Consider the following 25,157-nt stretch of genomic DNA (forward strand, 5'->3'; position numbering starts at 1 on the left):
GCCGGAACCGCGTGACTCGTTCGTTTAGCCAATGCCCGCGTTGACCATCTTCGATTACCTGGTGCTGTTCGTGCTGATCACATCCATCATCGTCAGCACGCTGCGCGGCCTGGTCAGGGAAATGCTGTCCCTGCTGGGCTGGATCGTGGCCTTCGTGGTGGCCAATGCCTACAGCGCGGAACTGGCGGCGCTGCTGCCGGACGCGATTCCGGGCGAGGTCGTACGGCTGATCGTCGCGTTCCTGGCACTGTTCATTGGCGTGCGCATCCTGATGGGCTTGCTGTCGATGGCCTTGTCGGCATTGGTCGAGGCTGGCGGCATGTCGCTGGCGGACCGCGGGCTGGGCGGCCTGTTCGGCCTGGGACGCGGACTTGTAATCGTGCTGGCGGGCGTCATATTGTGCGGGATGACGTCGATCCCGCAACAGGATTTCTGGCGGGAGGCACTGTTCTCCCCCATCGCGGAAACGGGCGTGCGCACCGTGAAACCGTTCCTTCCCGCTGCCGTTGCGCAGCACGTGCAATTTTAGAATTTCTACCATCAAGCAGCACCCTGTTCAGGAGCACAATATGTGTGGCATTGTCGGCGTCGTCTCCCATCAACCTGTCAACCAGCTGCTGTATGACGCGCTGCTGCTGTTGCAGCACCGCGGCCAGGATGCGGCCGGTATCGCAACGAATCACAGCAGCATGTTCTCGATGCACAAGGCGAACGGCCTCGTCCGAGACGTGTTCCGCACCCGGAACATGCGTTCGCTGATGGGTAATTCGGGCATCGGCCACTGCCGCTACCCGACGGCCGGTTCGTCGTCGGAAGAGGAAGCGCAGCCGTTCTACGTCAACGCGCCGTTCGGCATCACGCTGGCGCACAACGGCAACCTGACCAACTGGGAACAGCTCAAGACCGAGATGTTCAAGAACGACCGCCGCCATATCAACACGGACTCCGATTCCGAAGTGCTGCTGAACGTGCTGGCCCACGAGATCATGCGCGCCACCACCGGCTATTCGCTGGATGCGGGCACGCTGTTCGACGCGGTCACGGTACTGATCCGCCGCGTGCAGGGCGGTTACGCGGCCGTGGCGCAGATCGCCGATGTCGGCCTGCTGGGCTTCCGCGATCCGCATGGTATCCGCCCGCTGTGCCTTGGCATCGTCGAAACGGAAAGCGGCACCGAGTACATGCTGGCTTCCGAGTCGGTGGCCCTGGAAGGCGCCGGCTTCCGGTTCGTGCGCGATGTGCTGCCGGGTGAAGCCGTGTTCATCGATGCAGACCACAAGCTGCACAGCCGCGTCTGCGCCGACAATCCGTCGCTGAACCCGTGCGTATTCGAATACGTGTACCTGGCGCGCCCCGATTCCGTGATCGACGGCGCCTCCGTCTACAGCACGCGCCTGAAAATGGGCGAATACCTGGCCGAGAAGATCAAGCGCGAAGGCCTGGCGGACGACATCGACGTCGTCATGCCGATCCCCGATTCGTCGCGCCCGGCCGCCATCCAGCTGGCACTGCGCCTCGGCAAGGAATACCGCGAAGGCTTCATCAAGAACCGCTACATCGGCCGCACGTTCATCATGCCGGGCCAGGCGCTGCGCAAGAAATCGGTGCGCCAGAAGCTGAACGCGATCGGCGACGAGTTCAAGGGCAAGAACGTGCTGCTGGTCGACGACTCGATCGTGCGCGGCACCACCAGCCGTGAAATCGTGCAGATGGCGCGCGACTCCGGCGCCAAGAAGGTGATCTTCGCCTCCGCAGCGCCGCCGGTGCTGTACCCGAACGTGTACGGCATCGACATGCCCACGCGCGACGAGCTGATCGCACATGGCCGCACCGTCGACGAGGTGTGCAAGGAAATCACCGCCGACGCATTGGTATACCAGGACCTCGACGACCTGAAGAAAGCGATCTCGGACGTCAATCCTGCGCTGACCAGTTTCGAAGCCTCGTGCTTCGACGGCAAGTACATCACCGGCGACGTGTCGGCCGATTACCTCGACCGCATCGAGCACGCGCGCCATAACCCGAAGGCAAAAGCCGAAGACACCGTGCGCACGCAGCTGAACCTGAACGCTGCGACCACCGAAGCTTGAATACCAAGGGCCCCTCGCGGGGCCTTTTTTACGCGACTATTTCCGGCAACCGGGGTCAGACCCCGCTTCCTGGAAACATTTCAACCGGGTCTGGCCGGATCGGCGGACCGCCCATATCGGGCAATCTCTCGCTACCACATGAACGACAAGAAAAACTACGGCTTCACCACCACGATCCTGCATGGCGACCGCCAGAAGACCATCGAACAGGGCTCGCTGCACAAGCCCGTCCATACCTCGGTTGCATTCGGCTATACCGACGCGCGCCAGCTGGCTTCGGTGTTCCAGGGCCGCGAGCCGGGCTTCCGCTACGGCCGCCAGGGCAATCCGACCGTCTCCGCACTGGAGGAAAAGGTCAACAAGATGGAAGCCGGCGTCGCCACGCTGTGCTTTGCCACCGGCATGGCGGCGATCGGCGCCGTGTTCCAGGCGCTGCTGCGGGCCGGCGACCATGTCGTGTCGTCGTCTTTCCTGTTCGGTAACACCAATTCGCTGTGGCAGACGGTGGCGGGGCAGGGCGTCGGCGTCGATTTCGTCGACGCAACCGATGTTGCCAATGTCGAAAGCGCCCTGCAGGAGAACACGCGCATCGTCTTCGTCGAGACCATTGCCAATCCGCGCACGCAGATCGCCGACCTGGAGCGGATTGGCGCGCTGTGCGCCGCAAGGGGCATCCTTTACATCGTCGACAACACGATGACGACGCCTTACCTGTTCCGTCCGAAAACGGTCGGTGCGGGCCTGGTCGTCAACTCGCTGACGAAATCGATCGCCGGCCACGGCAACGCGCTGGGCGGCAGCCTCACCGATACCGGCGCCTATGACTGGAGCCGCTTCCCGAACATCTTCGAGAACTACAAGAAAGCTGCTCCGGCGATGTGGGGCATCACCCAGGTGCGCGCCAAGGGCCTGCGCGATTTCGGCGCCTCGCTGGGGCCGGAAGCCGCGCACCACATCGCGGTGGGCGCCGAAACGCTGGCGCTGCGCATGGAGCGCACCTGCGCCAATGCGAAAGCGCTGGCCGAGATGCTGGCCGCCGATCCACGCGTGGCCGCCGTGCACTATCCGGGCTTGCCGTCGCACCCGCAGCACGGCATTGCCACCGATCTGTTCAAGGCTTATGGCTCGCTGTTCAGCTTTGAACTGCAGGATGGCATCGACTGCTTCGATTACCTGAACCGCCTGAAAATCGCCGTCCCGGCATCCAACCTGGGCGATACCCGCACGCTGGTGATCCCGGTCGCGCACACGATCTTCTACGAGATGGGTGCCGAGCGGCGCGCCTCGATGGGCATCGCCGAATCGCTGATCCGCGTATCGGTCGGCATCGAGGATACGGCTGACCTGGTCGATGATTTCCGGCTGGCGCTGGACGCTTGAAGAATGGACGCGTGAAGAATGGACGCGTGAAGAATGGACGCGTGACGAATGGACGCGTGAAGAATGGACGCGTGACGAATGGACGCGTGAAGAATGCACGCGTGACGCGTGGCCGTGCGATGAATGGAAGCGTGATGACTGGAAGCGTGATACTGGAAGCGTGATGTAGCGCGACCGGTAACATGCGGTCGATCCCGATGGATCATCGGGATCGACCGGCACGCCACCGATGCACTGTCAGTGCCAGGTGCGCAGCAGCCCGACGGCCAGGCCTTCCAGTGCGAACTCGTCCTCCGGCGTCACGGTGATCACCTTGAAGTCGGGGTTTTCCGGCAGCAGTTCGATGGTGGAGCCGGTGCGGCGGTAGCGCTTCACGGTGACTTCACTGCCGATGCGGGCCACCACGATCTGGCCGTTCTTCGCACTGTCCACCTTCTTCACGGCCAGCAGGTCGCCATCCATGATGCCGACATCGCGCATCGATTCGCCACGCACCTTCAGCAGGAAATCGGGCTTTGCGGAAAATAGCGCAGGGTCGACGTTGTAGGTCTTTTCCAGGTTTTCCTGCGCCAGGATCGGCGAACCGGCCGCCACGCGGCCGATCAGTGGCAACTGCATCAGCAGTGCTGCCGGTACCTGCGGCAGGGAGTCGAAGCCCGACTGCGAAGGGGTAGCCGACGCCGGTGCGGAGCGCGACGCATGCTGGCCCAGCAGCCGGATGCCGCGCGACGTGCCGGCGGTGATTTCGATCGCGCCCTTGCGCGCGAGCGCCTTCAGGTGCTCTTCGGCCGCATTGGCCGACTTGAAACCCAGCTCGGCGGCGATTTCCGCGCGGGTGGGCGGGAAGCCGGTGGACTCGATGGCATCCCTGATCAGGTTGAGAATTTGTTCCTGCCTAGCGGTGAGCTTGATCATGATGCGAAATAGCCGTGAAATTAGCTGTGTATATAGACAGTCTGTATTTTTGTACAGTGCCAGCGCGAATGCAAGGGAAAACACCTGTCGGGAGCGAAATATTTCCCGGAAAATGGGGACGGACCCCATTTTCCGGGAAATATTTCCGGGGAACAGGCCGGTGCGGCTTTCCGGCCCATTTTTTTTCTCGCGAGGTGGCGGCCAGGCGCGAGGCTGCAACGGCGGGGCGGAAGGCGGATTCCGGGCCCGTCCGCCCAAGGTTGCCAGCCGCCGGGCCGCTAGCCACCGCCGAAAAATCCTGCTATGCTTGCGGGCTTACCTCTTCCCACACCTGTCTTGACGCCAGGGTGGGCTATCAACAGTCCTTAAGGGAGTTTGCATGCGTCACTACGAAATCGTATTTATTGTCCATCCGGACCAAAGCGAGCAAGTGCCCGCGATGATCGAACGTTACAAAGCCAGCGTGACCTCGCGCGGCGGTAACGTGCACCGCGTGGAAGACTGGGGCCGCCGTCAAATGGCGTACTCGATCCAGAAGCTGGCCAAGGCTCACTACATCTGCCTGAACATCGAGTGCGACAACGACACTCTGGTCGAACTGGAAACCGCGTTCAAATTCAATGATGCCGTGCTGCGCCACCTGACCGTCAAGATGAAGAAAGCGGAAACCGCTCCTTCGCCGATGATGAAGTCGGTCCAGCGTGAAGACGCCGCCAAGAGCCACCGCGCTGAAGCCGCGGCCGCTCCTGCAGCAGCTGCAGCCTAAATCCGGGGAGTCTTGCTGAACGAGCTGAGGTTCACCGGCCTGATCACCGAGCGGGAAGTCATTCGTTATACCCCCGCCGGGCTGCCAATCGTGAATGCAATATTGCAGCACAGTTCGCAGCAGATCGAGGCAGGCATTGCCCGCCTGACGGAATTTGAAATCGCCGCGGTTGCCGCGGGAGAGATTTCAGGCCGTTTCAGCGGCGCGCCGCTGGGAGGCACCTACGAATTCTCGGGGTTCCTCGCCAGGAGAAGCCGCAACAGCAAGAGCCTGGTTTTTCACATCATTGATTTTCGTGCCGCCTGAGCGACACAATATTTAGATACAGGAGCCTAAAATGGCATTCGGTAAAAAGTTCGACAAAAACAAAGCCAAGCTGAAAGAAAAGCGCAAACAGCAGAACCCGCTGTTCAAGCGTAAGAAGTTCTGCCGCTTCACCGCCGCTGGCGTTGAGCAAGTTGACTACAAAGACGTCGACACCCTGAAAGATTTCATCCAGGAAAACGGCAAGATCATGCCGGCACGCCTGACCGGCACGAAGGCGCACTACCAGCGCCAAGTGGATACCGCGATCAAGCGCGCGCGCTACCTGGCCCTGCTGCCGTACACCGATCTGCACCACGCCTAATCGGCAGCAGTACAGATAGAACTGGAGAACATTATGCAAATCATTCTGCTGGAAAAAGTTATCAACGTCGGCAACCTGGGCGACGTGGTGAAGGTCAAGGACGGCTACGCACGTAACTTCCTGATCCCGCAAAAACTGGCACGCCGCGCCACCTCGTCGGCTGTGGCCGAGTTCGAGACCAAGCGCGCCGAGCTGGAAAAAGCTGCTGCTGAAAAGCTGGCTGCTGCACAAGGCCAGGGCGAAAAGCTGAACGGCATGACCGTGACCGTGTCGCAGAAGGCCGGCGTCGATGGCCGCCTGTTCGGCTCCGTCACCAACTTCGACATCGCCGAAGCGCTGTCGAAGGCTGGTTTCCCGGTCGAGAAAGCTGCCGTGCGCCTGCCGAACGGCCCGCTGAAAACCACTGGCGAGCACCCGGTGTCGGTTTCCCTGCACACGGACGTGGTGGTCGATGTGACCGTCGCCGTCGTGGGCGAAGCTGCTTAATTACCGGGATCTTTTCCTCGGTAAGACAGTCGTACATATAAAGAAGCCGGGTTCGCCCGGCTTTTTTATTGCCGGCTCTAAGCCGAGCCCACAAGCTGAGCCCATAGCCGAGCCCATGAGCCGGGCCGATAAGCCGGCCGTGGCGCGGAACTGCGCTTGAACCATGCGCGCTCCTTGTGCTTCCGCCGTCGCCGGCGCTGCCGCATGAAGGGCGACAAGCCCGCCATTTGACTGCTATAACAGACAGGTAGAGCGACGATGCACGGACGCTGCGAGGCTGTCGCAAAAGCTGCCCGCAGGGCAGCGATCTTGCCAACCATTATGAACTTTGGCCTGCTTATGCAGGTATAATGCGCGCCATGAATGCCCCATCCGACCCGCAAGTCGATTCCCTCCGTATCCCGCCCCATTCCATCGAAGCCGAGCAGTCGGTGATCGGCGGTTTATTGCGCGATAACGCCGCATGGGACCGCATCGCCGACTTCATGCACGCGGAGGATTTCTACCGTTACGACCATCGGATCATCTTCGAACAGATGATCCGCCTGATCAATGGCGGCAAGCCGGCCGACGTGATCACCGTGTTCGAAGCGCTGACGATGCTGGGCAAGGCCGATGAAGTGGGCGGCCTGCAATACCTGAATGCGATGGCGCAAAACACGCCATCGGCAGCGAACATCCGCCGATATGCCGAGATCGTGCGCGACCGCGGCGTGCTGCGCAAGCTGATCACGGTGGCCGACGAAATTTCCGGCAATGCGTTCAGCCCGCAGGGCAAGGAAGTCAAGCAGATGCTCGACGAAGCGGAATCGAAGATTTTCGCGATTGCCGAGCAGGGTTCGCGTGGCTCGGCCGGCTGGACCGCCGTGCAGCCGCTGCTGACCCAGGTGGTCGAACGCATCGACGAACTGTACAGCCGCGACAGCGGCAGCGAGATCACCGGCGTACCGACCGGCTTCGCCGACCTGGACAAGATGACGTCCGGCCTGCAGCCCGGCGACCTGGTCATCGTGGCCGGCCGCCCATCGATGGGCAAGACGGCATTCTCCGTCAATATCGGCGAGAACGTCGCGATCGAAGCGGGCCTGCCCGTGGCCGTCTTCTCGATGGAGATGGGCGGCGCGCAGCTGGCGATGCGTATGCTGGGCTCCGTTGGCCAGCTCGACCAGCATCGCCTGCGTACCGGCAAGCTGAACGACGAAGACTGGCCGCGCCTGACGCACGCGATCCAGAAAATGAATGAAGCCCAGCTGTACATCGACGAAACGCCGGCGCTCAATCCGATCGAGATGCGCGCGCGCGCGCGCCGCCTGGCCCGCCAGTGTGGCAAGCTGGGTTTGATTATCGTCGACTACCTGCAGCTGATGACGGGCTCGCAGCAAGGCGACAACCGCGCCGCCGAGATTTCCGAGATCTCGCGTTCGCTGAAGGGCCTGGCGAAGGAACTGCATTGCCCGGTGATCGCGCTGTCGCAGCTGAACCGGTCGCTGGAACAGCGGCCCAACAAGCGTCCCGTGATGTCCGACCTGCGCGAATCGGGCGCTATCGAACAGGATGCGGACGTCATCATCTTCCTGTACCGCGACGAGGTCTACAACCCCGACTCGCCGGACAAGGGTACCGCCGAGATCATCATCGGCAAGCAGCGTAACGGCCCGATCGGCGCGATCCGCCTTACCTGGATGGGCATGTACACCAAGTTCGGCAACTACACCGGTAATCTGTCGATCTACCAGGGCGATTGATATACCAAGAGGGGCCGTATAGAGCAACGGCCCTGGCAGCACCCCCGAATCAACCAACGGAGAATAAAATGTTTGGACGCCTGATGCCCACCGAGGGCAAATTCTTTGACCTGTTCAACCAGCATGCTGAACTGTGCGTCAAGGGCGCGAAAGAAATGCTGGCCCTGATGACCAATTTCGATGACCTGGAAAACCGCGTACACGCGATCGAAAGCATCGAGAAACAGGCCGACAAGATCACCTACACCACGGTGGACCTGCTGCACAAGACGTTCATCACGCCGATCGACCGGGACGACATCCACAAGCTGATCACCAAGATGGACGACATCCTGGACATGATGGAAGACGCCGGGCAGACCGTGTCGCTGTACGACCTGCACGCCGTCACGCCGGAAGCCAAGCGCCTTGCCGAACTGGTGCTGGCCTGCTGCGAGAAGGTCAAGGAAGCGGTTGCCCTGCTGTCGAACATGGACAATGCCCGCGACATCGTCGGCATCTGCGAGGAAATCGACCGCCTGGAATCGGATGCCGACCACGTGATGCGCGCCGCCATGTCCAAGCTGTTCCGCGACGAGCCGGACGTGCGCAACCTGATCAAGATGAAGGCGATCTACGAGATCCTGGAAACCGTGACCGACCGCTGCGAAGACGTGGCCAACATCATCGAAGGCATCATCGTCGAGAACGCGTAAGCGTCCGCACGGTAAAACAACAACATGCAGACCTTAGAAATCAGCATTTACGCGCTGGGGCTCCTGATCGCCCTGGCGCTGGTTTTCGACTTCATGAACGGCTTCCACGACGCCGCGAACGCGATCGCGACGGTGGTCTCGACCGGCGTCCTGAAGCCGCAGACCGCCGTGGCGATGGCCGCCTTCTTCAACTTCGTGGCGATCTTCGTCGTCGGCCTGCACGTGGCCACGACAATCGGCAAGGGCACCATCGACCCGCACGTGGTGGACCACCACGTGATCTTCGGCGCCCTGGTCGGCGCGATCGTGTGGAACGTGATCACGTGGTACTACGGCATTCCGTCGTCGTCCTCGCACGCGCTGATCGGCGGCCTGGTGGGCGCGGCAGTCGCCAAGGCCGGCACCGGCGCGCTGATCGCCAGCGGCCTGATCAAGACCGTGGTGTTCATCGTCGTGGCGCCGCTGCTGGGCTTCTTCCTCGGCACGCTGATCATGCTGATCGTGTCGTGGGTGTTCGTGAAGTCGACGCCGCGCCGTATCGACACATGGTTCCGCCGGCTGCAGCTGGCATCCGCCGCTGCCTACAGCCTGGGCCACGGCGGCAACGATGCGCAGAAAACCATGGGCATCATCTGGATGCTGCTGATCGCTTCGGGCCACGTCGCGGCCGACGCGACCGAGCCGCCCACCTGGGTGATCGTTTCGTGCTACGGCATGATCAGCTTCGGCACGCTGTTCGGCGGCTGGCGCATCGTCAAGACGATGGGCCAGAAGATCACCAAGCTGAAACCGGTCGGCGGCTTCTGCGCCGAAACGGGCGGCGCGATCACGCTGCTGATGGCCTCGTTCTGGGGCGTGCCGGTATCGACCACGCACACGATCACCGGCGCCATCGTCGGTGTCGGCTCGGCGCAGCGCCTGTCGGCCGTGCGCTGGGGCGTGGCCGGCAACATCGTCTGGGCGTGGGTCTTCACGATCCCGGCATCCGCCTTCGTGGCCGCCATCGGCTGGTGGATCGGCACCCAGATCCTGTAAGCGGGATCGAAGCAGGATCAGAGCGGGATCCAGGCAACAACAGCGCACGATAGATGCGGTAAGGAAAGGGAGCCACGGCTCCCTTTTTTGTATTCGGCTAGAATGCCGCATGTCTTCCGCTCTCGCTACCCTCTCGAAATTCAAGCCCGATAACTTCACGCTGATCCTGCTGGCCACTGTCGGTGTCGCCACGCTGCTGCCCTGCACCGGGCAGGTGGCGGTGGTGCTCGGCGACGTCACCACGTTCGTGATCGGCCTGCTGTTCTTCCTGCACGGGGCCAAGCTTTCCCGCCAGGCGGTCATCGCCGGCATCACGCACTGGCGCCTGCACTTGCTGGTGCTGTGCAGTACCTTCGTGCTGTTCCCCATCCTCGGCCTGGCGTTCAAGCCGGTGGCCCTGCAGTTCCTGACGCCCGAGCTGTACGTCGGCCTGCTGTTCCTGTGCATGCTGCCCTCCACCGTGCAGTCGTCGATCGCGCTGACCGCGATGGGGCGCGGCAATGTGCCGGCCGCGGTGTGCAGCGCCTCCGCCTCGAACTTCCTCGGCATCTTCATCACGCCGCTGCTGGTCTCGGCCTTCGTCGTGCAGGGCCATGCCGAACGCTCGACCGGCGACGCGGTGCTGGCCATCGTGCTGCAGCTGCTGGTGCCGTTCATGGCCGGCCAGCTGCTGCGGCCCGTGATCGGCACCTGGATCGATCGCCACAAGCCGCTGCTGAGATTCGTCGACCAGGGTTCGATCCTGCTGGTGATCTATACGGCGTTTTCGGCGGCGGTCAACGAAGGCCTGTGGCAAAAGCTGTCGCCCACCGTGCTCGTCACGCTGGGCATCGTCTGCTGCGTGCTGCTGGCGATCGTGCTTTCCCTGACGATGTACGCCAGCCGCAAGCTGGGCTTCTCGCCCGAAGACGAGGTGACGATCGTGTTTTGCGGATCGAAGAAAAGCCTGGCCTCCGGCGTGCCGATGGCGAAAGTGCTGTTCGCCACCTCGTCGATCGGCATGGTCATCCTGCCGATCATGCTGTTCCACCAGATACAGCTGATGGTGTGTTCCGTGCTGGCCCAGCGCTTCGCGCAACGGGCGCCGGACTGATCTTTCCATTTTCTCATATTCGGGATATATTCCCGGATATGGGAAATCACGAACATTTCGAAGCGAGGCTGGTTGCCCGGCTCGCCACGCTGCGCGAGGAGCGCGGCTGGTCGCTGGAGGATCTGGCGCAGCGCGCCGGCATCAGCCGCGCCACATTGTCGCGCCTGGAGCGGGGCGAAACCAGCCCGACGGCTGCACTGCTGGGCAAGCTGTGCGCGGCCTATGGCCTGCCGATGTCGCGCCTCATCGCCGCGGTCGAAGAGGGCGGCGCGCAACTGGTCAGGTCCGCCGAGCAGGCCGTATGGACCGACTCCGCCAGCGGTTTTACCCGGCGCATGGTGTCGCCGCCGGCGCACGGCCTGCGCGGCGAACTGATCGAAGGGCGCCTGCCGGCCGGCGCCCTGATCGACTACGATCGGCCGCCCCAGCCCGGCCTCGAGCAGCACATCTGGATGATCGACGGCCTGCTCGACTACACGCTCGATGGCGTGACGTACCGCCTGGAGCCGGGCGACTGCCTGCGCTTCCGCCTGTACGGCGCCACGCGCTTTTCCTGCCCCGGTCCCGGCGGCGCCCATTACCTGATTGCCATCTGCGAACCATGACCACGATTGCCGAACTCACAGGGGACGGCGTGCGCGCCGTGGCCACCCAGCTGGCCGACGTGCTGCACGATTGCGTGGCGCACGGCGCCAGCGTCGGCTTCCTGCCGCCTTTCACGGCCGGGGATGCGCTGCGCTTCTGGCTCGACGTGGCCGCGCAGGTCGACGCCGGCGCGCGCACGCTGTTCGTCGCCCGCGACAGCGACGGCATCGTCCGCGGCACGGTGCAGCTGGCACTCGCCACGCCGGCCAACGGCACGCACCGCGCCGAAGTGAACAAGATGCTGGTGCACTCGCGCTGCCGCCGCCTGGGGCTGGGCCGGCGGCTGCTGCAGGCGGCCGAGGCGCGCGCGCGGGCGCTGGGCCGCACGCTGCTGGTACTCGACACCTGGGTCGGCAGCGGTGCCCAGCACCTGTATGCGGGCCTGGGCTACCGCACCGCCGGCGACATCCCGCACTACGCCATCCTGTCCGGCACCACGCTCGGCGCCACCCGCGTCATGTACAAAGTGCTCGGCCCCGCCATCGACGTGGCCGCCGTGGATCCCGCCTCGGACGACGCGGTGGCGCTGATGCGCGAATTGTCCGGCGTCCTGCGCGGCATCACCGGCGACGACGGCAGCGCATCGTTCGATGCCGCGGCCTGCACCGTGTTCGCGATCGCCCGCGACGAGGCGGGCAGGGCGGTCGGCTGCGGCGCGCTGCGCCCGCTTGGCGGCGACTTCGGCGAGATCGCCGAGGTCAAGCGGATGTACGCACGGCCCGGCAGCGGCGCCGCGGTCGGTTCGGCCGTGCTGGCGTTCCTCGAGGCGCGGGCCGCCGCCCTGGGCTACCGCGGACTGTGGCTGGAGACCCGCAAGGTCAACGTGCGCGCGGTGCGTTTCTACGAACGGCAGGGCTACCTGCGCATCCCGAACTTCGGCAAATATGCCGGCAACGACGCCGCGGTCTGCTTCGGCAAGCGGCTGTAACGTGCCTGGCTGGCGGCAGAAAATCGCCCTGCTGTCCCTAAACTACGGAATACGACACGGGGCGTTGTCCAACCTTGCGCGATCGCGACCCGGATCCCGGGAGCCACAGCCAAGAGAGAGCAATAACACAACTTTCCGTGGAAAGGAACTCGCTGTAAAACGCTGTACCAAAACTACATCAGCGCCACATTATATTTTTCTAAAATTGCAGTATTGACATACCATCGCTCTTCACCGGCACATGGCGCGCGTCATGCCTGTCCTGCCCGATGCCGGCCTGCTCTGCTCGCGTCGTTCGCACGCGAGAGTCTTCCCACCCCAAAGCACAACAATACAAGGAGTAGAGGAGCGAAATGAAAAATCGAAACGTTTCCAATGCCGTGTTGGCCTTTACGGCGATGTTGACGGCGGCGCACCACAGCGCGGCCCAGGAGGCGACGCCCGAAGGGGCCAGCGACGGTCCCATCAATGCCGTCGTGGTGAAGGGGATCCGGCGCAGCCTGATCACGTCGCTCGACACGAAGCGCGAAGGCAGCGGCATTGTCGACGCCATTTCGGCGGAAGACATCGGCAAGTTCCCCGACCAGAACCTGGCCGAATCCCTGCAGCGCATCACCGGCGTGTCGATCGACCGCTCGGGTGGCGAGGGCAAGCAGGTCACCGTGCGCGGCTTCGGCCCCGACTTCAATACCGTGCTGGTTAACGGTCGCCAGGTCGCTTCCGAGAATGAAAACCGCGCCTTCAATTTCGATACCGTCTCGGCCGACCTGGTCAACAGCATCAATGTCTTCAAGACGGGCACTGCGACCCAGCAGTCGGGCGGCATCGGCTCGACCATCAACATCACCACCGCCCGGCCGCTGAGCCTGGGCGGATTCAAGGTCGCCGGCTCGGTCAAGGCGCTGCACGATGACAACAGCGGCGAAACCACGCCGGAATACTCGCTGCTCGTCAGCGACACCTTCGCCAATGGCAAGTTCGGCGCGCTGCTGGCGGTCTCGCGCAAGAAGGCCAGGACGCGCCTGAACCAGGCGCAAACCGACGGCTGGCTGCAAAACGCCGGCATCCCGGCCAGCGAACTCAATGACGGTACCGGCTTCGCGGGCAACGTTTTTTCACCGCGCAACTACGACACCAAGGTAACGTTCGAAGAGCGCACCCGCACCAACGCCAACCTGGTCCTGCAGTACAGGCCGTCCAGCAGCCTGACCCTGACGGCCGATGCGCTGTATTCCGACTTCGACATCAAGACCGATGCGACGTCCTACGGCCACTGGTTCACCGCGCCGAACGTGGAGCGTGCCCGCACCGACGCCAACGGTACCGTCACCGACCTGTACCAGGAAGTCGGCCTGGCAACGGACTTCCATGCCAAGAAATTCGACCGCCTGACCAACACCAAGTCGTTCGGCCTGCAGGCCGACTGGAAGATCTCGAACAAGCTTGGTTTCGTCTTCGATGCGTGGAAATCGGATGCGACGCGCGAGCCCAACAATGGTGGCGGCGACCAGCTGTCGCTGATCGGCTACAAGAACCGCGCGCGGTTCCAGTCCGACGCGGCCACCCTGCCCTGGGTGAGCGAATTCGCCGCGCCGGCGACCGGCCTGGTGTACGAATTCGATGCCCAGGGGCGGCCGGTCACCCATTCCGTCGCCAATTACCTCGACCCGGCCAACGCCCGCGCGCACGTGATGCTGCGCCGCGGCTGGGCCGTCGACGATGCGGTGCGCCAGTACAAGGTCGACGGACTGTGGAAAGAGGGCGGCAGCGAGGGACTGGTCTCGGCCCGGTTCGGCGTGCAGCGCTCGCAGGAAACCAAGTCGCTGACCCGTTGGGACAACGAAGGCGTCGGCATCCACTGCACCTACTGCGGCTATGCGGACACGCCGGCCATCCCGGCCGGTACCCTCAGCGTGTTCAACGCGGGCAGCGATTTCCTGAAAGGCGTCAGCGGCAGCGGCCGCACGCCGGCTTCCTGGCTGCGCCATGACGGCGAGAAGCAGTTTGCTTTCGTCGAGCAGCAGAGCGGGAAGAACTTCGACGCCGTGGTGCGCGACAACTCCTATGCGGTCGAGGAGAAGACCACTTCGGCCTACCTGGAGCTGGCGTTCCGCGGCACGCTGGCCGACAGGCCGGTGCAGATGACGGCCGGCGCGCGGCTGGAAAGCACCGATATCACCGTCTCCGGCACGCAGGGCAACATCGAGCGGCTGAACGTGCTCGATGCCACGGAGCTCAGCGCCGTGTATGGCGCCAAGTCGGCCATCAACGTCAGCAATTCGTACAAGTCGCTGCTGCCCAACTTCAGCGCGACCATGGACCTGACGGACACGCTGGTGGCGCGCGCGGCCGCCTACCGGTCGCTGACGCGGCCGCGCCTCGACGACCTGTCGCCGGCCACCAATATCGTCACGACCCGCCCCGGCACCCTGACCGCCAACGCCGGCGATCCCACGCTGAAGCCGTTCGAGTCGGATAACCTCGACCTGTCGCTGGAGTGGTACTACAAGCCGGCCAGCTACATGTCGGCCGGGTTCTTCTGGAAAAATGTCAGCAATTTCATCGTGTCCAGCAACACGACCCGGCAATTCAACACCAGCACCGGCGTGCTGACCGACCCCAGTACGGGTAACGACAAGCTCGCTGCCGATCCGGCCGATACCGCGGCGGTATTCACCCTGACCCGGCCCAGCAACGGACCATCGGCAGTGGTGCATGGCTTCGAGCTGACCGTGCAGCACACCTTCGACAATGGCTTCGGCTTCATCGTCAACGGCACGCTGGTGCGCAGCGACACCGACCTGAACCCTGGCGACGTCAACCAGAAGTTCGCGGTGACCGGCATCAGCGATTCGGCCAACGTCGTCGGTTTCTACGAACGCGGCCCGTACCAGCTCCGCCTGGCCTACAACTGGCGCGACAAGTTCCTGCAATCGCTCACCCAGCTCAACGGCGACGGCGTGACCCAGGTAGCGGCATATGGCCAGTGGGACCTGAGCGGCAGCTACGAGGTGTCGAAGAACCTGACGGTGGTGTTCGAGGCAACCAACCTGAACGAAGCGGTGGTCAAGAAATATGGCCGCTACACCAATCAGTTCCTGCTGGCGGAGGATTCCGGCCGCCGTTTCGCGCTCGGCCTGATCGCCAAGTTCTGACGTGACGGGAGGGGCGCCGGCATGCTGGCGCCCCTCCGCCTGCCACCGCTCATTACCAGCCCCTTATTGCCAACCCTGTCATCGTCAACGTCATCACAGGCAGACATGAACCAGCACATCAAACACATCGTCATCGTCGGCGGCGGCGCAGCCGGCTGGATTACCGCGGGCCGCATCGCGGCCCGGCACGCCCGCGCGGACAGCGGCATCACCGTCACCCTGGTCGAGTCGCCCACCATCGGCCCCATTGGCGTGGGCGAGGGCACCTGGCCCACCATGCGCGGCACGCTGATGAAAATGGGCATTTCGGAAACCGACTTCATGCGCGAATGCGAAGCGACCTTCAAGCAGGGCGCCAAGTTCGCGCGCTGGGTCGACGGCACCGCCGACGACTACTACTACCATCCGCTGATGCTGCCGCAAGGCTTCGGCCAGCTGGACCTGGTGCCCTACTGGCAAACGGCGTGCGCCGGCCGTTCGTATTCCGACAGCGTATGCCTGCAGGAACAGGTCTGCGAACACGGGCTGGCGCCGAAGATGATCACCACGCCCGAATACGCGTCGGTGGCCAACTACGCCTACCACCTCGACGCCGGCAAATTCGTCGGTTTCCTGACGCGCCATTGCACCGGCAAGCTGGGGGTGACGCATATCCAGGGCGACGTGACTGCCGTCAGGAGCTCGCCCGATGGCGATATCGCGGCCGTCGTCACCGCGCAGCAGGGCGAGATCGCGGGCGACCTGTTCATCGACTGCACCGGCTTTTCTTCCCTGCTGCTGGGCAAGCACCTGGGCGTGCCGTTCGTCGACCGGAACGACGTCCTGTTCATCGACAAGGCCATCGCCGCCCAAGTGCCGTACGAGCGCGAGGATGCGCCGATCGCCTCGCACACCATCTCGACCGGCCAGGCGGCCGGCTGGATCTGGGATATCGGACTGGTGAACCGGCGCGGGATCGGTTACGTGTATTCCAGCCGGCACACCAGCGACGAGCAGGCCGAGGCCGCGCTGCGCGCGTACATCGGGCCGGCGGGCAAGACAATCGGCACGCGCAGCATTCCGATCCGCTCCGGCCATCGCCAGCTGTTCTGGAAAAACAACTGCGTGGCGGTGGGCCTGGCCGCCGGCTTCCTGGAGCCGCTGGAAGCGTCGGCGCTGGTGCTGGTGGAACTGTCGGCCGATATGCTGGCCGAGCAGTTGCCCGCCACCCGCGACACCGTGGACATCGCCGCGCGGCGCTTCAACGAGACCTTCCTGTACCGCTGGGATCGGATCATCGACTTCCTGAAACTGCATTACATCCTCAGCAAGCGCACCGACAATGCGTTCTGGATCGATAACCGGGCGCCGGAAACCATTCCCGACAGCCTGAAAGACCTGATGCGGCTGTGGCGCTACCGCCCACCCGGCAACTGCGACTTCACCAGCAATAACGAGGTGTTCCCGGCCGCCAGTTATCAGTACGTCCTGTATGGCATGGGATTCAGGACCGACCCGGCGTTCCTGCGGCCATCGGCAGGCGAGCAGCGCGCGGCGCAGGAGCATCTGTCGCACAACAGCGCGGCCGTCAAGAAGGCGCTGAAAATGCTGCCGCCCCATCGCGAGCTGATCGCCAAGATCCACGCTTACGGCCTGCCGGCGGTTTAGCCGATCCCTTAAAACACAGGAAACAGGACACAGGCATGGCACATCTGATTTCACTGGACAACACCGCGCACCGGCAGGTCCGCGTCGACAGCCGGCGCGTGGAAGCCGCCGGCGCGACGCTGAACATGGTGCCGGTGGTATTGAGCGAGTTCCTGAAGCTCGTCGTCCAATACCCGATCGCCTTCACCAAGGACAAGGACACGGGGCGCTTCGCCTGCGTCGCGCTGTTCGGCTTTCACGACAGCGAAAACCTGTTCGTCGACGATGGACGGTGGGACGCCATCTACGTCCCGCTGCAAGTCTCGCGGCAGCCGTTTTTCCTTGGAAAAGCGGCCGACAAGCCTGGCGAGGACGGCCACTTCGTCGTCTGCATCGACATCGGGCACGCCAGCATCGGCGGCGACGGCGAGCGCATCTTCGACGCCGATGGGCAGGAAACGGCGTACCTGGAGGAAGCCAAGGGGCGGCTGGCCGAGCTTCTCAACGGCGAGGCGCCGACACGGCAATTCATCGACACGCTCCTGCACCTCAAACTGCTGGTGCCGATGCAGCTGGAGATCACGTTCGGGAACCAGGAAACAACCCAGGTCCAGGGGCTGTACACCATCGATGACGCGCGCCTGGAACAACTCGATGGGGAAGCGATTGCCGGCCTGCATGCACAGGGCTTCCTTGGCCCGGTCTACACCATGCTGGCGTCGCTCGGGCACGTCTACGCGATGATCGACCGGCGTAACAAGCGCCTTGCACGGAAGGCGTAGCGATGGATGCGCCCATGGATGACGCGGCATTTGCGCTGCACCCGGCCCCCACGCATCGGGTGCTCCATGTCGGCGCCGACCGGGAACCGGTGCTGGTCGTCGATGAGCTGTTGCTCGACCCGGAAGCCATCGTGCGCCGGGCGGAGACAGGAACGGCGTTCCAGCGGCAGGAGGGCGATTTTTATCCGGGCATCCGCAAGCCCCTCGACATGGCGTATGCAAGCGCCGTGTATGCCCACCTGCGCGAGCTCCTGCTCGCTACCTTCGGCGCCGGCGGCGACGCGGCAGTGACTCCGCTGTCCTGCGTGCTGTCGCTGGCGACAACGCGACCGGAAGCATTGCGGCCGATCCAGAGCGTTCCCCATTTCGACAGCGTCGAGCGCAACAGGATCGCCAGCGTGCACTACCTGTGCGGCGAACGATTCGGCGGCACCTCGTTCTACCGCCATCGCAGCACCGGCTTCGAAAGCATCGACGGGCCGCGTCTCGCCGGCTATGCGCCGCGCCTGAAACAGGAAGTGATGGAAGAAGCGAAGCGGCAGGCGGCCCGCAGCCTGGCCTATATTCGCGGCGACACGGCGTTGTTCGAACGGACGGCAAGCGTCGACGCGAAGTTCAACCGCGCTGTCTTCTACCGCAGTAACCTGCTGCATTCGGGCGACATCGCTGTCGACGCGGGTTTGTCGTCCGACCCGCGCAGCGGGCGCCTGACGGCCAACACGCTGGCGGCGATCGGCCCGCCGCGCTGACTGCGGGGAGCGGACGTGGTCGCTACCCGCACCACGCCCGACGGATGTTCAGCGGCGCAGTATCACCAGCGCCTGCACCACCTCCAGCGAGCGCCACGCCATCGCGAAGCCGAGCGCCACGAACACGATGCCGGACACCATCGCATACTGCCCACCCATCAGGGAGCCCAGCCACAGCGCGGCGGTGACGACGAAAATGGTCACCAGCAGCCGCGTGGCCCAGCCTTCATGGCCTTCCTGGCCGGTGCTCAGGTTGCGGTGGGCAAAGGCCGTGAACACCTTGGCGCGGCGGCGGCCGACCACCAGCAGTTCCTGGCCCTCGGCGAGCACGAGCGGAGTGGACGAGACGATCTTCACCAGTTGCCCGTCCAGCCGGAAGACCGCGGCGTGGATCGTGCTGGTGCCGGTCTTTGGGTTGTACGACACGCTTTTTCCGCGCCGCAGTTCGGTCACGGTACCTTTCAGTTTCTCCATAAATCCCTTTACCGCGCACAAGCCGCGCGCACCATGCCGATGTCGGTGATGCCGGCCAGTACCTTGTCGATGCCATCCATCTTCAGCGTGCGCATGCCGTCGCCCAGTGCCGCCATCGCCAGCTGCGCGGAGGCGGGCCGGCGGGCCAGCAGGCGGGCGGCATGTTCGCCCACGGTCATCAGTTCGAACAGGGCCACGCGGCCCCGGTAGCCGCGGTGGCACTCGGCGCAGCCCACGGCGCGGTACAGCGTGAAGTGCCCGCCGGCATCGGCGTGGCGCTCGCGCCAGCTCGCCAGCACGTGCTCGCGCGTCCAGTTGCCATGATGCGTGGCGTGATTCGCGGCATTGTTCGCGGCAACGTAGGCGGCAACGCGCGCGGTATCGGGGGCATCGTCATCGGGCTGCAACTCGGCGCAGAATTCCGTCAGCAGCAGCTCCAGTTCCGCCGCACCGGGGCGATACGGCTGGCGGCAAGCCGTGCACAGCTTCGCGGCAAGCCGCTGCGCCAGCGCGCCGGCAAGCGCGGCGGCGGCGCCGAACGGCTCGGCCGCCATGTCGAGCAGCTGCCGCGCCCCGTCCGCCGCGCTGCGCGCGGGCAGGGCCGCAAGCACCAGCCGGCCCGTCAACGCGGCTTCGATTGCCAGGCCGGCCGCCGTGCGGTCGCATGCCGCGTCGATCATGATCACGTCCGCGTCGGCGCGCCGGAACGCTTCCAGCGCGGCGGCAACCTCCAGCTCCGCCGCGCGGCCGGCATGAACCTGGCGCAGGCCCGGCCCCGCTGGCTTCACGGGATCTTCGGCGGTGCAGATCTTGCGCTCCGGGCGGTTCAGGCAAGCCAGCAGCGCATGCAGCGTCGTGCTCTTGCCGGCATCGCCGGGGCCACACACCAGCAACAGGCCGCGCGCCTCGTCCAGCAGGCGGCGCAGGCGGGCCAGGTCGTCCGGCGCCATGCCCAGCTGCGCCAGCGGCACGGCGGCGTCGGCCGCGGCGAAGCGCAGCACCACGTCCATGCCGGCGCGCGTGGGCAGCGCGGTCGCCTGCAGCATCACATCCGGCATGCCGTGCGCGCCGCCACGCAGCGTGCCATGCAGTGTGCCATGCAGTGGGCCATGTCCCGCTGCCCCATTGCCCAGGGCGCCGCCCGCTTCGAGGCGCCGCATCAGCGCTTCGGCGCGGCCCGGCGGCAGGCTCGCATACGGCACCAGCGCGCCATCCCGGCGCAGGCGAATGGTGCTGCCGGCACTGCCCGCGGCTTCGATATGTATCGCGGCGGCTCCCAGCCGGTGCGCATCGGCGACGATCCGGGCCAGCAGGCGGGCCCCTTCGTCGCCGGGCTGCGCCGGCACGACAGCGCGGCTGGCGACCGGTTCGCCCACTATTGTTGCCGCGGCTGGCGCTGCTGGTGCGGCCGGCGCCTGGCCGGCAGGCGCGGGAGTCGGTGCGGAACGCGATGCGGGCCGCGCATCGCCCCGCGCTGCGGCCAGCGACCTGGCCGGCGAGGTGGCCAGCGCCTCAGACAAGGAGGTGGCCAACGAGGTGGCCAGCGCCTCCGCACCTGCCAGGGCATGCGCGGCAAACGGCTGGCCGTCATGCGTGTTGACGAGCTGGATCACGCCCAGCACTTTCGACGATTGCGCCGACGGTCCGGGCGCCGTCACGGGCACGGCCAGAACCTGCCGGGTGCGATAGCCGGTGCGCTGGTCCACGCCGCGCGGGAAGCGCAGCCCGGGCGCGATCCGCGCCAGTTCGGCATCGTCGTACGCATCGGCGATACTGACCGCCCGGCGCGCCAGCGCCACGTGACCGGCAATGGCGTGCGGTGCGATCGCCACCTTCACGTCGCGCCATGCACCCGCCGCCGTCTTCACTTTCGACACCAGGTAATCGCCTTCGGCATCCACGGCATACAGCGTGAAGCGGTCGCAGGCGAACAGGCCGGTCACCGTACCGGCAGGATCGAGCATCACCTCGTCCAGGCTGCCGGCTTCGCGCAGCCGCGCGGCCACCGCGGCCAGCGCCTGCAGGAACGGCATGTGGGTGTCGCGCTCGGCCGGTGTGTTCATCCCAGGTCGACTTCCAGGCCTTCGTATGCGAGGAACACCTGCAGGCCCGCGGGCAGCGGCGCGTGGCGCGCCATGACTTCGGCGAACACGGCTTCCAGCTCGTCGTCGCTGCGGGTCGGCTCATGGTGCGTGCAATAGAGGCGTTTGGCGCCCGTGCGCTCGGCCATCGCCAGCGCGCCGTCGAAAGTGCCGTGGCCCCAGCCGATCTTCGACGGATATTCCTCGCGCGTGTACGAGCAGTCGACGATCAGCGCATCCACGCCGCGCGCCAGGTCGTCGATGGCGCCCGTGCGCTGCGCCACGTGCTGCGCGAACGCGGCGTATTCCGGCTGTTCTTCGCGATACAGGTTGTACAGGGGTTCATGGTCGCCGGTAAAGAACACCGACTTGCCGTTGCAGTCGACCCGGTAGCCCAGGTCCGTTACCGGATGGCTCATCACCACGTTGCGCACCAGGGCATCGCCCACCGGCAGCGCCTCGCCGACGGCCAGCGTGCGGTATTCGATCGTCGCATCCATCTGTGCCTCGCCCACGGGGAAGTAGCTGTTCTGCAGCTGCACGCCCATCACGTGCTCGATGCCGTTGCCCGTGTCCGGGTCGGTCGCGCCATGCAGGCGTACGCGGCTGCCCTTGACGAACAGCGGCGTGAAGAACGGCAGGCCGTGGATGTGGTCCCAGTGACTGTGCGTGATGAAGATGTTGGCCTCGATGGGCCGGCGCGGCGCCGCCACCAGCGACTGGGCGAGACAGAACAGGCCGGTACCGCCGTCGAGCACGATCAGCGTGTCGTTGTCGCTGCGGATTTCGATGCACGTGGTATTGCCGCCATAGCGCACCGTGCGCGGCCCCGGCGAGGGGATCGAGCCGCGCACTCCCCAGAACTTGAATTTCATTCGTCGCTCATCCTGTCTGCATTCCTGTCTCGCTCCGTCCCGCCGCCCGCGCGGGCCAGCAGTTGCCATCGGATGATAGCGGTTTTTCTCGCTCTTCTGGCGGGATTCGGCGCCACGGCAGATTTCCTGTTGGCAAATTTACACGCACTGCCATCCATGGTCGTCGCGTTTGATTCGATGAAATGCGTCGACCTTCCCATCATGGGATACTTCATGCTGACCGCATCATGGCAGCAGGAGTATCCCGATGAGCAATCAGCTTTCCCACGACGTCCGCATCGGCGGCATGAGTTGCGCGGCCTGCGTGGGCCGTGTCGAAAAGGCACTGGCCGCCGTGCCCGGCGTGCGCAGCGCCAGCGTCAACCTGGCGACCGAAACCGCCCGGGTCGAGACCGACGCGCCATTGCCGTTCGATGCGCTGCGCGCGGCAGTCGAGCAGGCCGGCTACGAAGCGGGGCCGGTGCCGGCCGCGCCGGCAACCGGCCAACCGGCCCCCGATACTGCCGATTCGTCCGCTTCCCCTGACTTCCCCGATGCCCGCGGATCCCTCCGCCGCTGGCTGCGCGGCGCCAACGAAGGCCTGCCGGTGCTGCTGGCGGCACTGCTGTCGGTACCGCTGGTCGCGCCGATGCTGCTGGCCCCGCTGGGCATCGACTGGACGGCGGCACCGTGGCTGCAATGGCTGCTGGCGACGCCGGTGCAATTCGGGCTCGGCGCGCGCTTCTACCGCGCCGGCTGGAAGGCGGCCCGCGCCGGGGCCGGCAACATGGACCTGCTGGTCGCGCTCGGCACCAGCGCAGCCTATGGGCTTTCCGTCTACCTGATCCTGGCCGGGCACCTGCTGCCGGGCGGCCACGCCGCACACCTGTACTTCGAAGCATCCTCGGTGGTCATCACGCTGGTACTGCTGGGTAAATGGCTGGAAGCGCGCGCCAAGCGCCGGACCACGTCGGCGATCCGCGCGCTGCGCACGCTGCGGCCGGAGTCCGCGCGCGTACGGCGCAACGGTGCCGACAGCGACGTGCCGGTCGCCACGGTGCGCCCCGGCGACCTGGTGGTGGTACGGCCCGGAGAACGGATCGCCATCGATGGCGAGGTGGTGGAAGGCGCCAGCGACGTCGACGAAGCGCTCATCACCGGCGAAAGCCTGCCGGTGCCGCGCCAGACTGGCGACCGGGTGACCGGTGGCGCGATCAACGGTGCCGGCCTGCTGCTGGTGCGCACCACGGCCACCGGTGCCGAAACCACGCTCGAGCGCATCATCCGGCTGGTCGAGGATGCCCAGGCGGCCAAGGCGCCGGTCCAGCACCTGGTGGACCGTGTCAGTGCCGTGTTCGTACCCGTCGTGCTGGCGATCGCCGCGCTGACGCTGGCCGGCTGGTGGTTCGCGACGGGCGAACTGGAAACGGCGACGATCAACGCGGTGGCGGTGCTGGTGATCGCCTGTCCGTGCGCGCTGGGGCTGGCCACCCCGGCGGCGATCATGGCCGGCACCGGCGTGGCGGCGCGCCACGGCATCCTGATCAAGGACGCGCAGGCGCTGGAAACGGCGCACGGCATCACCGCAGTGGTGTTCGACAAGACCGGCACCCTGACCCAGGGCCGCCCCGTGCTTGCCGCGTTGCGGGCGCATGGCATCGCCGAGGCGGAGCTGCTGGCGCTGGCCGCCGCGGTGCAACGCGGCAGCGAGCACTCGCTGGCGCGCGCGGTGCTGGATGCGGCGCACGAGCAAAAGCTCGAAGTGCCGGCGGCGCAGGCGGTGACGGCATTGCCGGGGCGCGGCTTGGCGGCGGCCGTCGGCGGGCGCGACCTCCTGCTGGGCAGCACCCGGCTGATGGGCGAGCGCCAGGTCGACCTGGCGCCGCTGCGGGCCGAGGCGCAGGCGCTGGAGCAGTCCGGCCATACGGTGTCGTGGCTCGCCGATGCCGGCGCGCGCCGCCTGCTGGGCCTGGTGGCGTTCAGCGATCCGCCGAAAGCCACGGCGCGGGAGGCGGTGGCGCGGCTGCATGCGCGGGGCATCGCCACGACGATGCTGACCGGCGACAACGCCGGCAGCGCGCAGGCAGTGGCCACGGCGCTCGGCATCCGCGACGCCGTCGCCAACCTGCTGCCGGCCGACAAGACCGCGCACATCGCCACCCTGAAAGCGCAGGGCGCCAGGGTGGCGATGGTGGGCGACGGCATCAACGACGCGCCGGCGCTGGCCGCCGCGGACGTTGGCATCGCAATGTCCACCGGCACCGACGTGGCGATGCACGCCGCCGGCATCACGCTGATGCGCGGCGACCCGGCGCTGGTGGCCGATGCGCTCGACATCTCGCGCCGCACGTTCGCGAAGATCCGCCAGAACCTGTTCTGGGCCTTCATCTACAACCTGGCCGGCATTCCGCTGGCGGCGCTGGGCATGCTCGACCCGGTGGTGGCGGGGGCCGCGATGGCGCTTTCGTCGGTGAGCGTGATCACCAATGCGCTGCTGCTCAATCGGTGGCGCCCCCAGGGCAGGAAGCCGCAAAAGGAGGGCGCATGAACATCGGCCAGGCTGCCGCGGAAGGAGGGAAGATGAACATCGGCGAGGCTGCCGCAGAAGGAGGGAAAATGAACATCGGCGAGGCTGCCGCCGCCTCGGGCGTCACGGCGAAAATGATCCGCTACTACGAAAGCATCGGCCTGGTGCCGGCCGCGCGGCGCACCGGCAGCGGCTACCGGCTGTATGGCGACAGGGAAGTCCACACGCTGCGTTTCATCCGCCGCGCCCGCAAGCTGGGGTTCTCGCTGGAGCGCATCGCCGGCCTGCTGTCGCTGTGGCAGGACGGCAGTCGCGCCAGCGCCGACGTGAAACGCATCGCGCTGGACCACGTGGCCGAACTGGAGCAGCGCATCCGCGAGCTGACGGAAATGCGCGACACGATCGCCACGCTGGCCGCCTGCTGCCACGGCGACGAGCGGCCCGATTGCCCGATCCTGCAAGGCATCGCCGACTCCACCGGGTAGCCGCTCGCAGGCTTGCGC

General features: G+C 65.5%; 23 protein-coding genes. 19 read left to right on the forward strand and 4 right to left on the reverse strand.

What is annotated here, in order from left to right; translation table 11 throughout:
* The first annotated feature begins 40 nt into the window (after positions 1 to 40).
* From FHS02_RS25860 to FHS02_RS25870, 3 genes are all read left to right on the forward strand, one after another.
* Positions 41 to 529: a CvpA family protein gene (locus FHS02_RS25860; protein WP_137317446.1), complete on the forward strand. Its 489-nt coding sequence runs from the start codon at positions 41 to 43 to the stop codon at positions 527 to 529.
* Between the two features lie 40 nt (positions 530 to 569).
* On the forward strand, positions 570 to 2,090 hold the full coding sequence (purF, locus tag FHS02_RS25865; protein ID WP_137314132.1) for an amidophosphoribosyltransferase: 1,521 nt from the start codon (positions 570 to 572) through the stop codon (positions 2,088 to 2,090).
* 138 nt (positions 2,091 to 2,228) lie between these two features.
* Complete coding sequence (locus FHS02_RS25870) at positions 2,229 to 3,470, forward strand: cystathionine gamma-synthase family protein (protein ID WP_137314131.1); 1,242 nt, start codon at positions 2,229 to 2,231, stop codon at positions 3,468 to 3,470.
* Positions 3,471 to 3,707: 237 nt separating this feature from the next.
* Here the strand turns inward: FHS02_RS25870 and lexA are convergent, their stop codons facing one another.
* On the reverse strand, positions 3,708 to 4,385 hold the full coding sequence (lexA, locus tag FHS02_RS25875) for a transcriptional repressor LexA (RefSeq protein WP_137314130.1): 678 nt from the start codon (positions 4,383 to 4,385) through the stop codon (positions 3,708 to 3,710).
* Between the two features lie 379 nt (positions 4,386 to 4,764).
* Between lexA and rpsF the strand changes: the two genes are divergently transcribed.
* The 14 genes from rpsF to FHS02_RS25945 all read left to right on the forward strand — a co-directional run bounded on the left by rpsF (position 4,765) and on the right by FHS02_RS25945 (position 18,718).
* Positions 4,765 to 5,151 carry a 30S ribosomal protein S6 gene (gene rpsF / locus FHS02_RS25880; protein WP_130188125.1) on the forward strand — a complete coding sequence of 129 codons (387 nt, stop codon included), beginning with the start codon at positions 4,765 to 4,767 and terminating at the stop codon, positions 5,149 to 5,151.
* Positions 5,152 to 5,166: 15 nt separating this feature from the next.
* The gene (gene priB / locus FHS02_RS25885; protein ID WP_137317445.1) at positions 5,167 to 5,457 is read left to right on the forward strand and encodes a primosomal replication protein N; all 291 of its coding nucleotides are present in this window, start codon (positions 5,167 to 5,169) and stop codon (positions 5,455 to 5,457) included.
* 31 nt (positions 5,458 to 5,488) lie between these two features.
* Entirely contained in the window at positions 5,489 to 5,779 is a 291-nt protein-coding gene (gene rpsR / locus FHS02_RS25890; RefSeq protein ID WP_107143310.1) for a 30S ribosomal protein S18, read from the forward strand.
* Between the two features lie 33 nt (positions 5,780 to 5,812).
* The gene (gene rplI / locus FHS02_RS25895) at positions 5,813 to 6,265 is read left to right on the forward strand and encodes a 50S ribosomal protein L9 (protein WP_137314129.1); all 453 of its coding nucleotides are present in this window, start codon (positions 5,813 to 5,815) and stop codon (positions 6,263 to 6,265) included.
* Between the two features lie 359 nt (positions 6,266 to 6,624).
* Positions 6,625 to 8,010 (forward strand): replicative DNA helicase, encoded by a 1,386-nt coding sequence (locus tag FHS02_RS25900; protein ID WP_137314128.1) that lies wholly within the window; start codon positions 6,625 to 6,627, stop codon positions 8,008 to 8,010.
* Between the two features lie 68 nt (positions 8,011 to 8,078).
* Entirely contained in the window at positions 8,079 to 8,705 is a 627-nt protein-coding gene (locus tag FHS02_RS25905; RefSeq protein WP_137314127.1) for a DUF47 domain-containing protein, read from the forward strand.
* A 24-nt stretch (positions 8,706 to 8,729) separates the two neighbouring features.
* Positions 8,730 to 9,740, forward strand: a complete 1,011-nt coding sequence (locus tag FHS02_RS25910; protein ID WP_131144495.1) for an inorganic phosphate transporter — start codon at positions 8,730 to 8,732, stop codon at positions 9,738 to 9,740.
* 109 nt (positions 9,741 to 9,849) lie between these two features.
* The gene (locus tag FHS02_RS25915; protein WP_137314126.1) at positions 9,850 to 10,833 is read left to right on the forward strand and encodes a bile acid:sodium symporter family protein; all 984 of its coding nucleotides are present in this window, start codon (positions 9,850 to 9,852) and stop codon (positions 10,831 to 10,833) included.
* 38 nt (positions 10,834 to 10,871) lie between these two features.
* Entirely contained in the window at positions 10,872 to 11,438 is a 567-nt protein-coding gene (locus tag FHS02_RS25920; RefSeq protein ID WP_137314125.1) for a helix-turn-helix domain-containing protein, read from the forward strand.
* Positions 11,435 to 12,406, forward strand: a complete 972-nt coding sequence (locus tag FHS02_RS31720; protein WP_137314124.1) for a GNAT family N-acetyltransferase — start codon at positions 11,435 to 11,437, stop codon at positions 12,404 to 12,406. The genes FHS02_RS25920 and FHS02_RS31720 overlap by 4 nt, the downstream gene beginning before the upstream one ends.
* Before the next feature lie 353 nt (positions 12,407 to 12,759).
* Positions 12,760 to 15,561, forward strand: coding sequence for a TonB-dependent receptor (locus FHS02_RS25930; RefSeq protein WP_137314123.1), 2,802 nt, complete (start codon positions 12,760 to 12,762; stop codon positions 15,559 to 15,561).
* A 105-nt stretch (positions 15,562 to 15,666) separates the two neighbouring features.
* Entirely contained in the window at positions 15,667 to 17,208 is a 1,542-nt protein-coding gene (locus FHS02_RS25935; RefSeq protein ID WP_137314122.1) for a tryptophan halogenase family protein, read from the forward strand.
* Positions 17,209 to 17,243: 35 nt separating this feature from the next.
* Positions 17,244 to 17,969, forward strand: a complete 726-nt coding sequence (locus FHS02_RS25940) for a SapC family protein (protein ID WP_137314121.1) — start codon at positions 17,244 to 17,246, stop codon at positions 17,967 to 17,969.
* Positions 17,970 to 17,983: 14 nt separating this feature from the next.
* Complete coding sequence (locus FHS02_RS25945) at positions 17,984 to 18,718, forward strand: DUF6445 family protein (protein WP_137314120.1); 735 nt, start codon at positions 17,984 to 17,986, stop codon at positions 18,716 to 18,718.
* Between the two features lie 48 nt (positions 18,719 to 18,766).
* Here FHS02_RS25945 and FHS02_RS25950 read toward each other — a convergent pair whose 3' ends face one another.
* The 3 genes from FHS02_RS25950 to FHS02_RS25960 are packed head-to-tail and all read right to left on the reverse strand — an operon-like array spanning position 18,767 to position 22,148.
* The gene (locus tag FHS02_RS25950) at positions 18,767 to 19,192 is read right to left on the reverse strand and encodes a hypothetical protein (RefSeq protein ID WP_137314119.1); all 426 of its coding nucleotides are present in this window, start codon (positions 19,190 to 19,192) and stop codon (positions 18,767 to 18,769) included.
* A gap of 8 nt (positions 19,193 to 19,200) precedes the next feature.
* Positions 19,201 to 21,255: an ATPase, T2SS/T4P/T4SS family gene (locus FHS02_RS25955; RefSeq protein ID WP_137314118.1), complete on the reverse strand. Its 2,055-nt coding sequence runs from the start codon at positions 21,253 to 21,255 to the stop codon at positions 19,201 to 19,203.
* Positions 21,252 to 22,148, reverse strand: coding sequence for an MBL fold metallo-hydrolase (locus tag FHS02_RS25960; RefSeq protein WP_137314117.1), 897 nt, complete (start codon positions 22,146 to 22,148; stop codon positions 21,252 to 21,254). Before FHS02_RS25960 ends, FHS02_RS25955 begins: the two co-directional genes overlap by 4 nt.
* A gap of 247 nt (positions 22,149 to 22,395) precedes the next feature.
* On the opposite strand from FHS02_RS25960, the gene FHS02_RS25965 reads away from it, so the two are divergent.
* Both FHS02_RS25965 and cueR read left to right on the forward strand, forming a co-directional pair.
* Positions 22,396 to 24,675: a heavy metal translocating P-type ATPase gene (locus tag FHS02_RS25965; RefSeq protein WP_229422673.1), complete on the forward strand. Its 2,280-nt coding sequence runs from the start codon at positions 22,396 to 22,398 to the stop codon at positions 24,673 to 24,675.
* A 68-nt stretch (positions 24,676 to 24,743) separates the two neighbouring features.
* A complete protein-coding gene (gene cueR, locus FHS02_RS25970) occupies positions 24,744 to 25,139 on the forward strand; it encodes a Cu(I)-responsive transcriptional regulator (protein ID WP_137317443.1) in 396 nt (131 codons plus the stop codon).
* The last annotated feature ends 18 nt before the right edge of the window (positions 25,140 to 25,157 follow it).

This window comes from Pseudoduganella umbonata (assembly GCF_014192225.1).
Taxonomy (GTDB): Bacteria; Pseudomonadota; Gammaproteobacteria; order Burkholderiales; family Burkholderiaceae_D; genus Rugamonas; species Rugamonas umbonata.

Excerpts from the sequence above, each read along its gene's own strand:
- purF (WP_137314132.1), top strand. The coding sequence starts at position 570 with ATGTGTGGCATTGTCGGCGTCGTCTCCCATCAACCTGTCAACCAGCTG.
- FHS02_RS25870 (WP_137314131.1), top strand. The coding sequence starts at position 2,229 with ATGAACGACAAGAAAAACTACGGCTTCACCACCACGATCCTGCATGGC.
- lexA (WP_137314130.1), bottom strand. The coding sequence starts at position 4,385 with ATGATCAAGCTCACCGCTAGGCAGGAACAAATTCTCAACCTGATCAGG.
- rpsF (WP_130188125.1), top strand. The coding sequence starts at position 4,765 with ATGCGTCACTACGAAATCGTATTTATTGTCCATCCGGACCAAAGCGAG.
- rpsR (WP_107143310.1), top strand. The coding sequence starts at position 5,489 with ATGGCATTCGGTAAAAAGTTCGACAAAAACAAAGCCAAGCTGAAAGAA.
- rplI (WP_137314129.1), top strand. The coding sequence starts at position 5,813 with ATGCAAATCATTCTGCTGGAAAAAGTTATCAACGTCGGCAACCTGGGC.
- FHS02_RS25900 (WP_137314128.1), top strand. The coding sequence starts at position 6,625 with ATGAATGCCCCATCCGACCCGCAAGTCGATTCCCTCCGTATCCCGCCC.
- FHS02_RS25905 (WP_137314127.1), top strand. The coding sequence starts at position 8,079 with ATGTTTGGACGCCTGATGCCCACCGAGGGCAAATTCTTTGACCTGTTC.
- FHS02_RS25910 (WP_131144495.1), top strand. The coding sequence starts at position 8,730 with ATGCAGACCTTAGAAATCAGCATTTACGCGCTGGGGCTCCTGATCGCC.
- FHS02_RS25915 (WP_137314126.1), top strand. The coding sequence starts at position 9,850 with ATGTCTTCCGCTCTCGCTACCCTCTCGAAATTCAAGCCCGATAACTTC.
- FHS02_RS25920 (WP_137314125.1), top strand. The coding sequence starts at position 10,872 with ATGGGAAATCACGAACATTTCGAAGCGAGGCTGGTTGCCCGGCTCGCC.
- FHS02_RS31720 (WP_137314124.1), top strand. The coding sequence starts at position 11,435 with ATGACCACGATTGCCGAACTCACAGGGGACGGCGTGCGCGCCGTGGCC.
- FHS02_RS25930 (WP_137314123.1), top strand. The coding sequence starts at position 12,760 with ATGAAAAATCGAAACGTTTCCAATGCCGTGTTGGCCTTTACGGCGATG.
- FHS02_RS25935 (WP_137314122.1), top strand. The coding sequence starts at position 15,667 with ATGAACCAGCACATCAAACACATCGTCATCGTCGGCGGCGGCGCAGCC.
- FHS02_RS25940 (WP_137314121.1), top strand. The coding sequence starts at position 17,244 with ATGGCACATCTGATTTCACTGGACAACACCGCGCACCGGCAGGTCCGC.
- FHS02_RS25945 (WP_137314120.1), top strand. The coding sequence starts at position 17,984 with ATGGATGACGCGGCATTTGCGCTGCACCCGGCCCCCACGCATCGGGTG.
- FHS02_RS25950 (WP_137314119.1), bottom strand. The coding sequence starts at position 19,192 with ATGGAGAAACTGAAAGGTACCGTGACCGAACTGCGGCGCGGAAAAAGC.
- FHS02_RS25955 (WP_137314118.1), bottom strand. The coding sequence starts at position 21,255 with ATGAACACACCGGCCGAGCGCGACACCCACATGCCGTTCCTGCAGGCG.
- FHS02_RS25960 (WP_137314117.1), bottom strand. The coding sequence starts at position 22,148 with ATGAAATTCAAGTTCTGGGGAGTGCGCGGCTCGATCCCCTCGCCGGGG.
- FHS02_RS25965 (WP_229422673.1), top strand. The coding sequence starts at position 22,396 with ATGAGCAATCAGCTTTCCCACGACGTCCGCATCGGCGGCATGAGTTGC.
- cueR (WP_137317443.1), top strand. The coding sequence starts at position 24,744 with ATGAACATCGGCGAGGCTGCCGCCGCCTCGGGCGTCACGGCGAAAATG.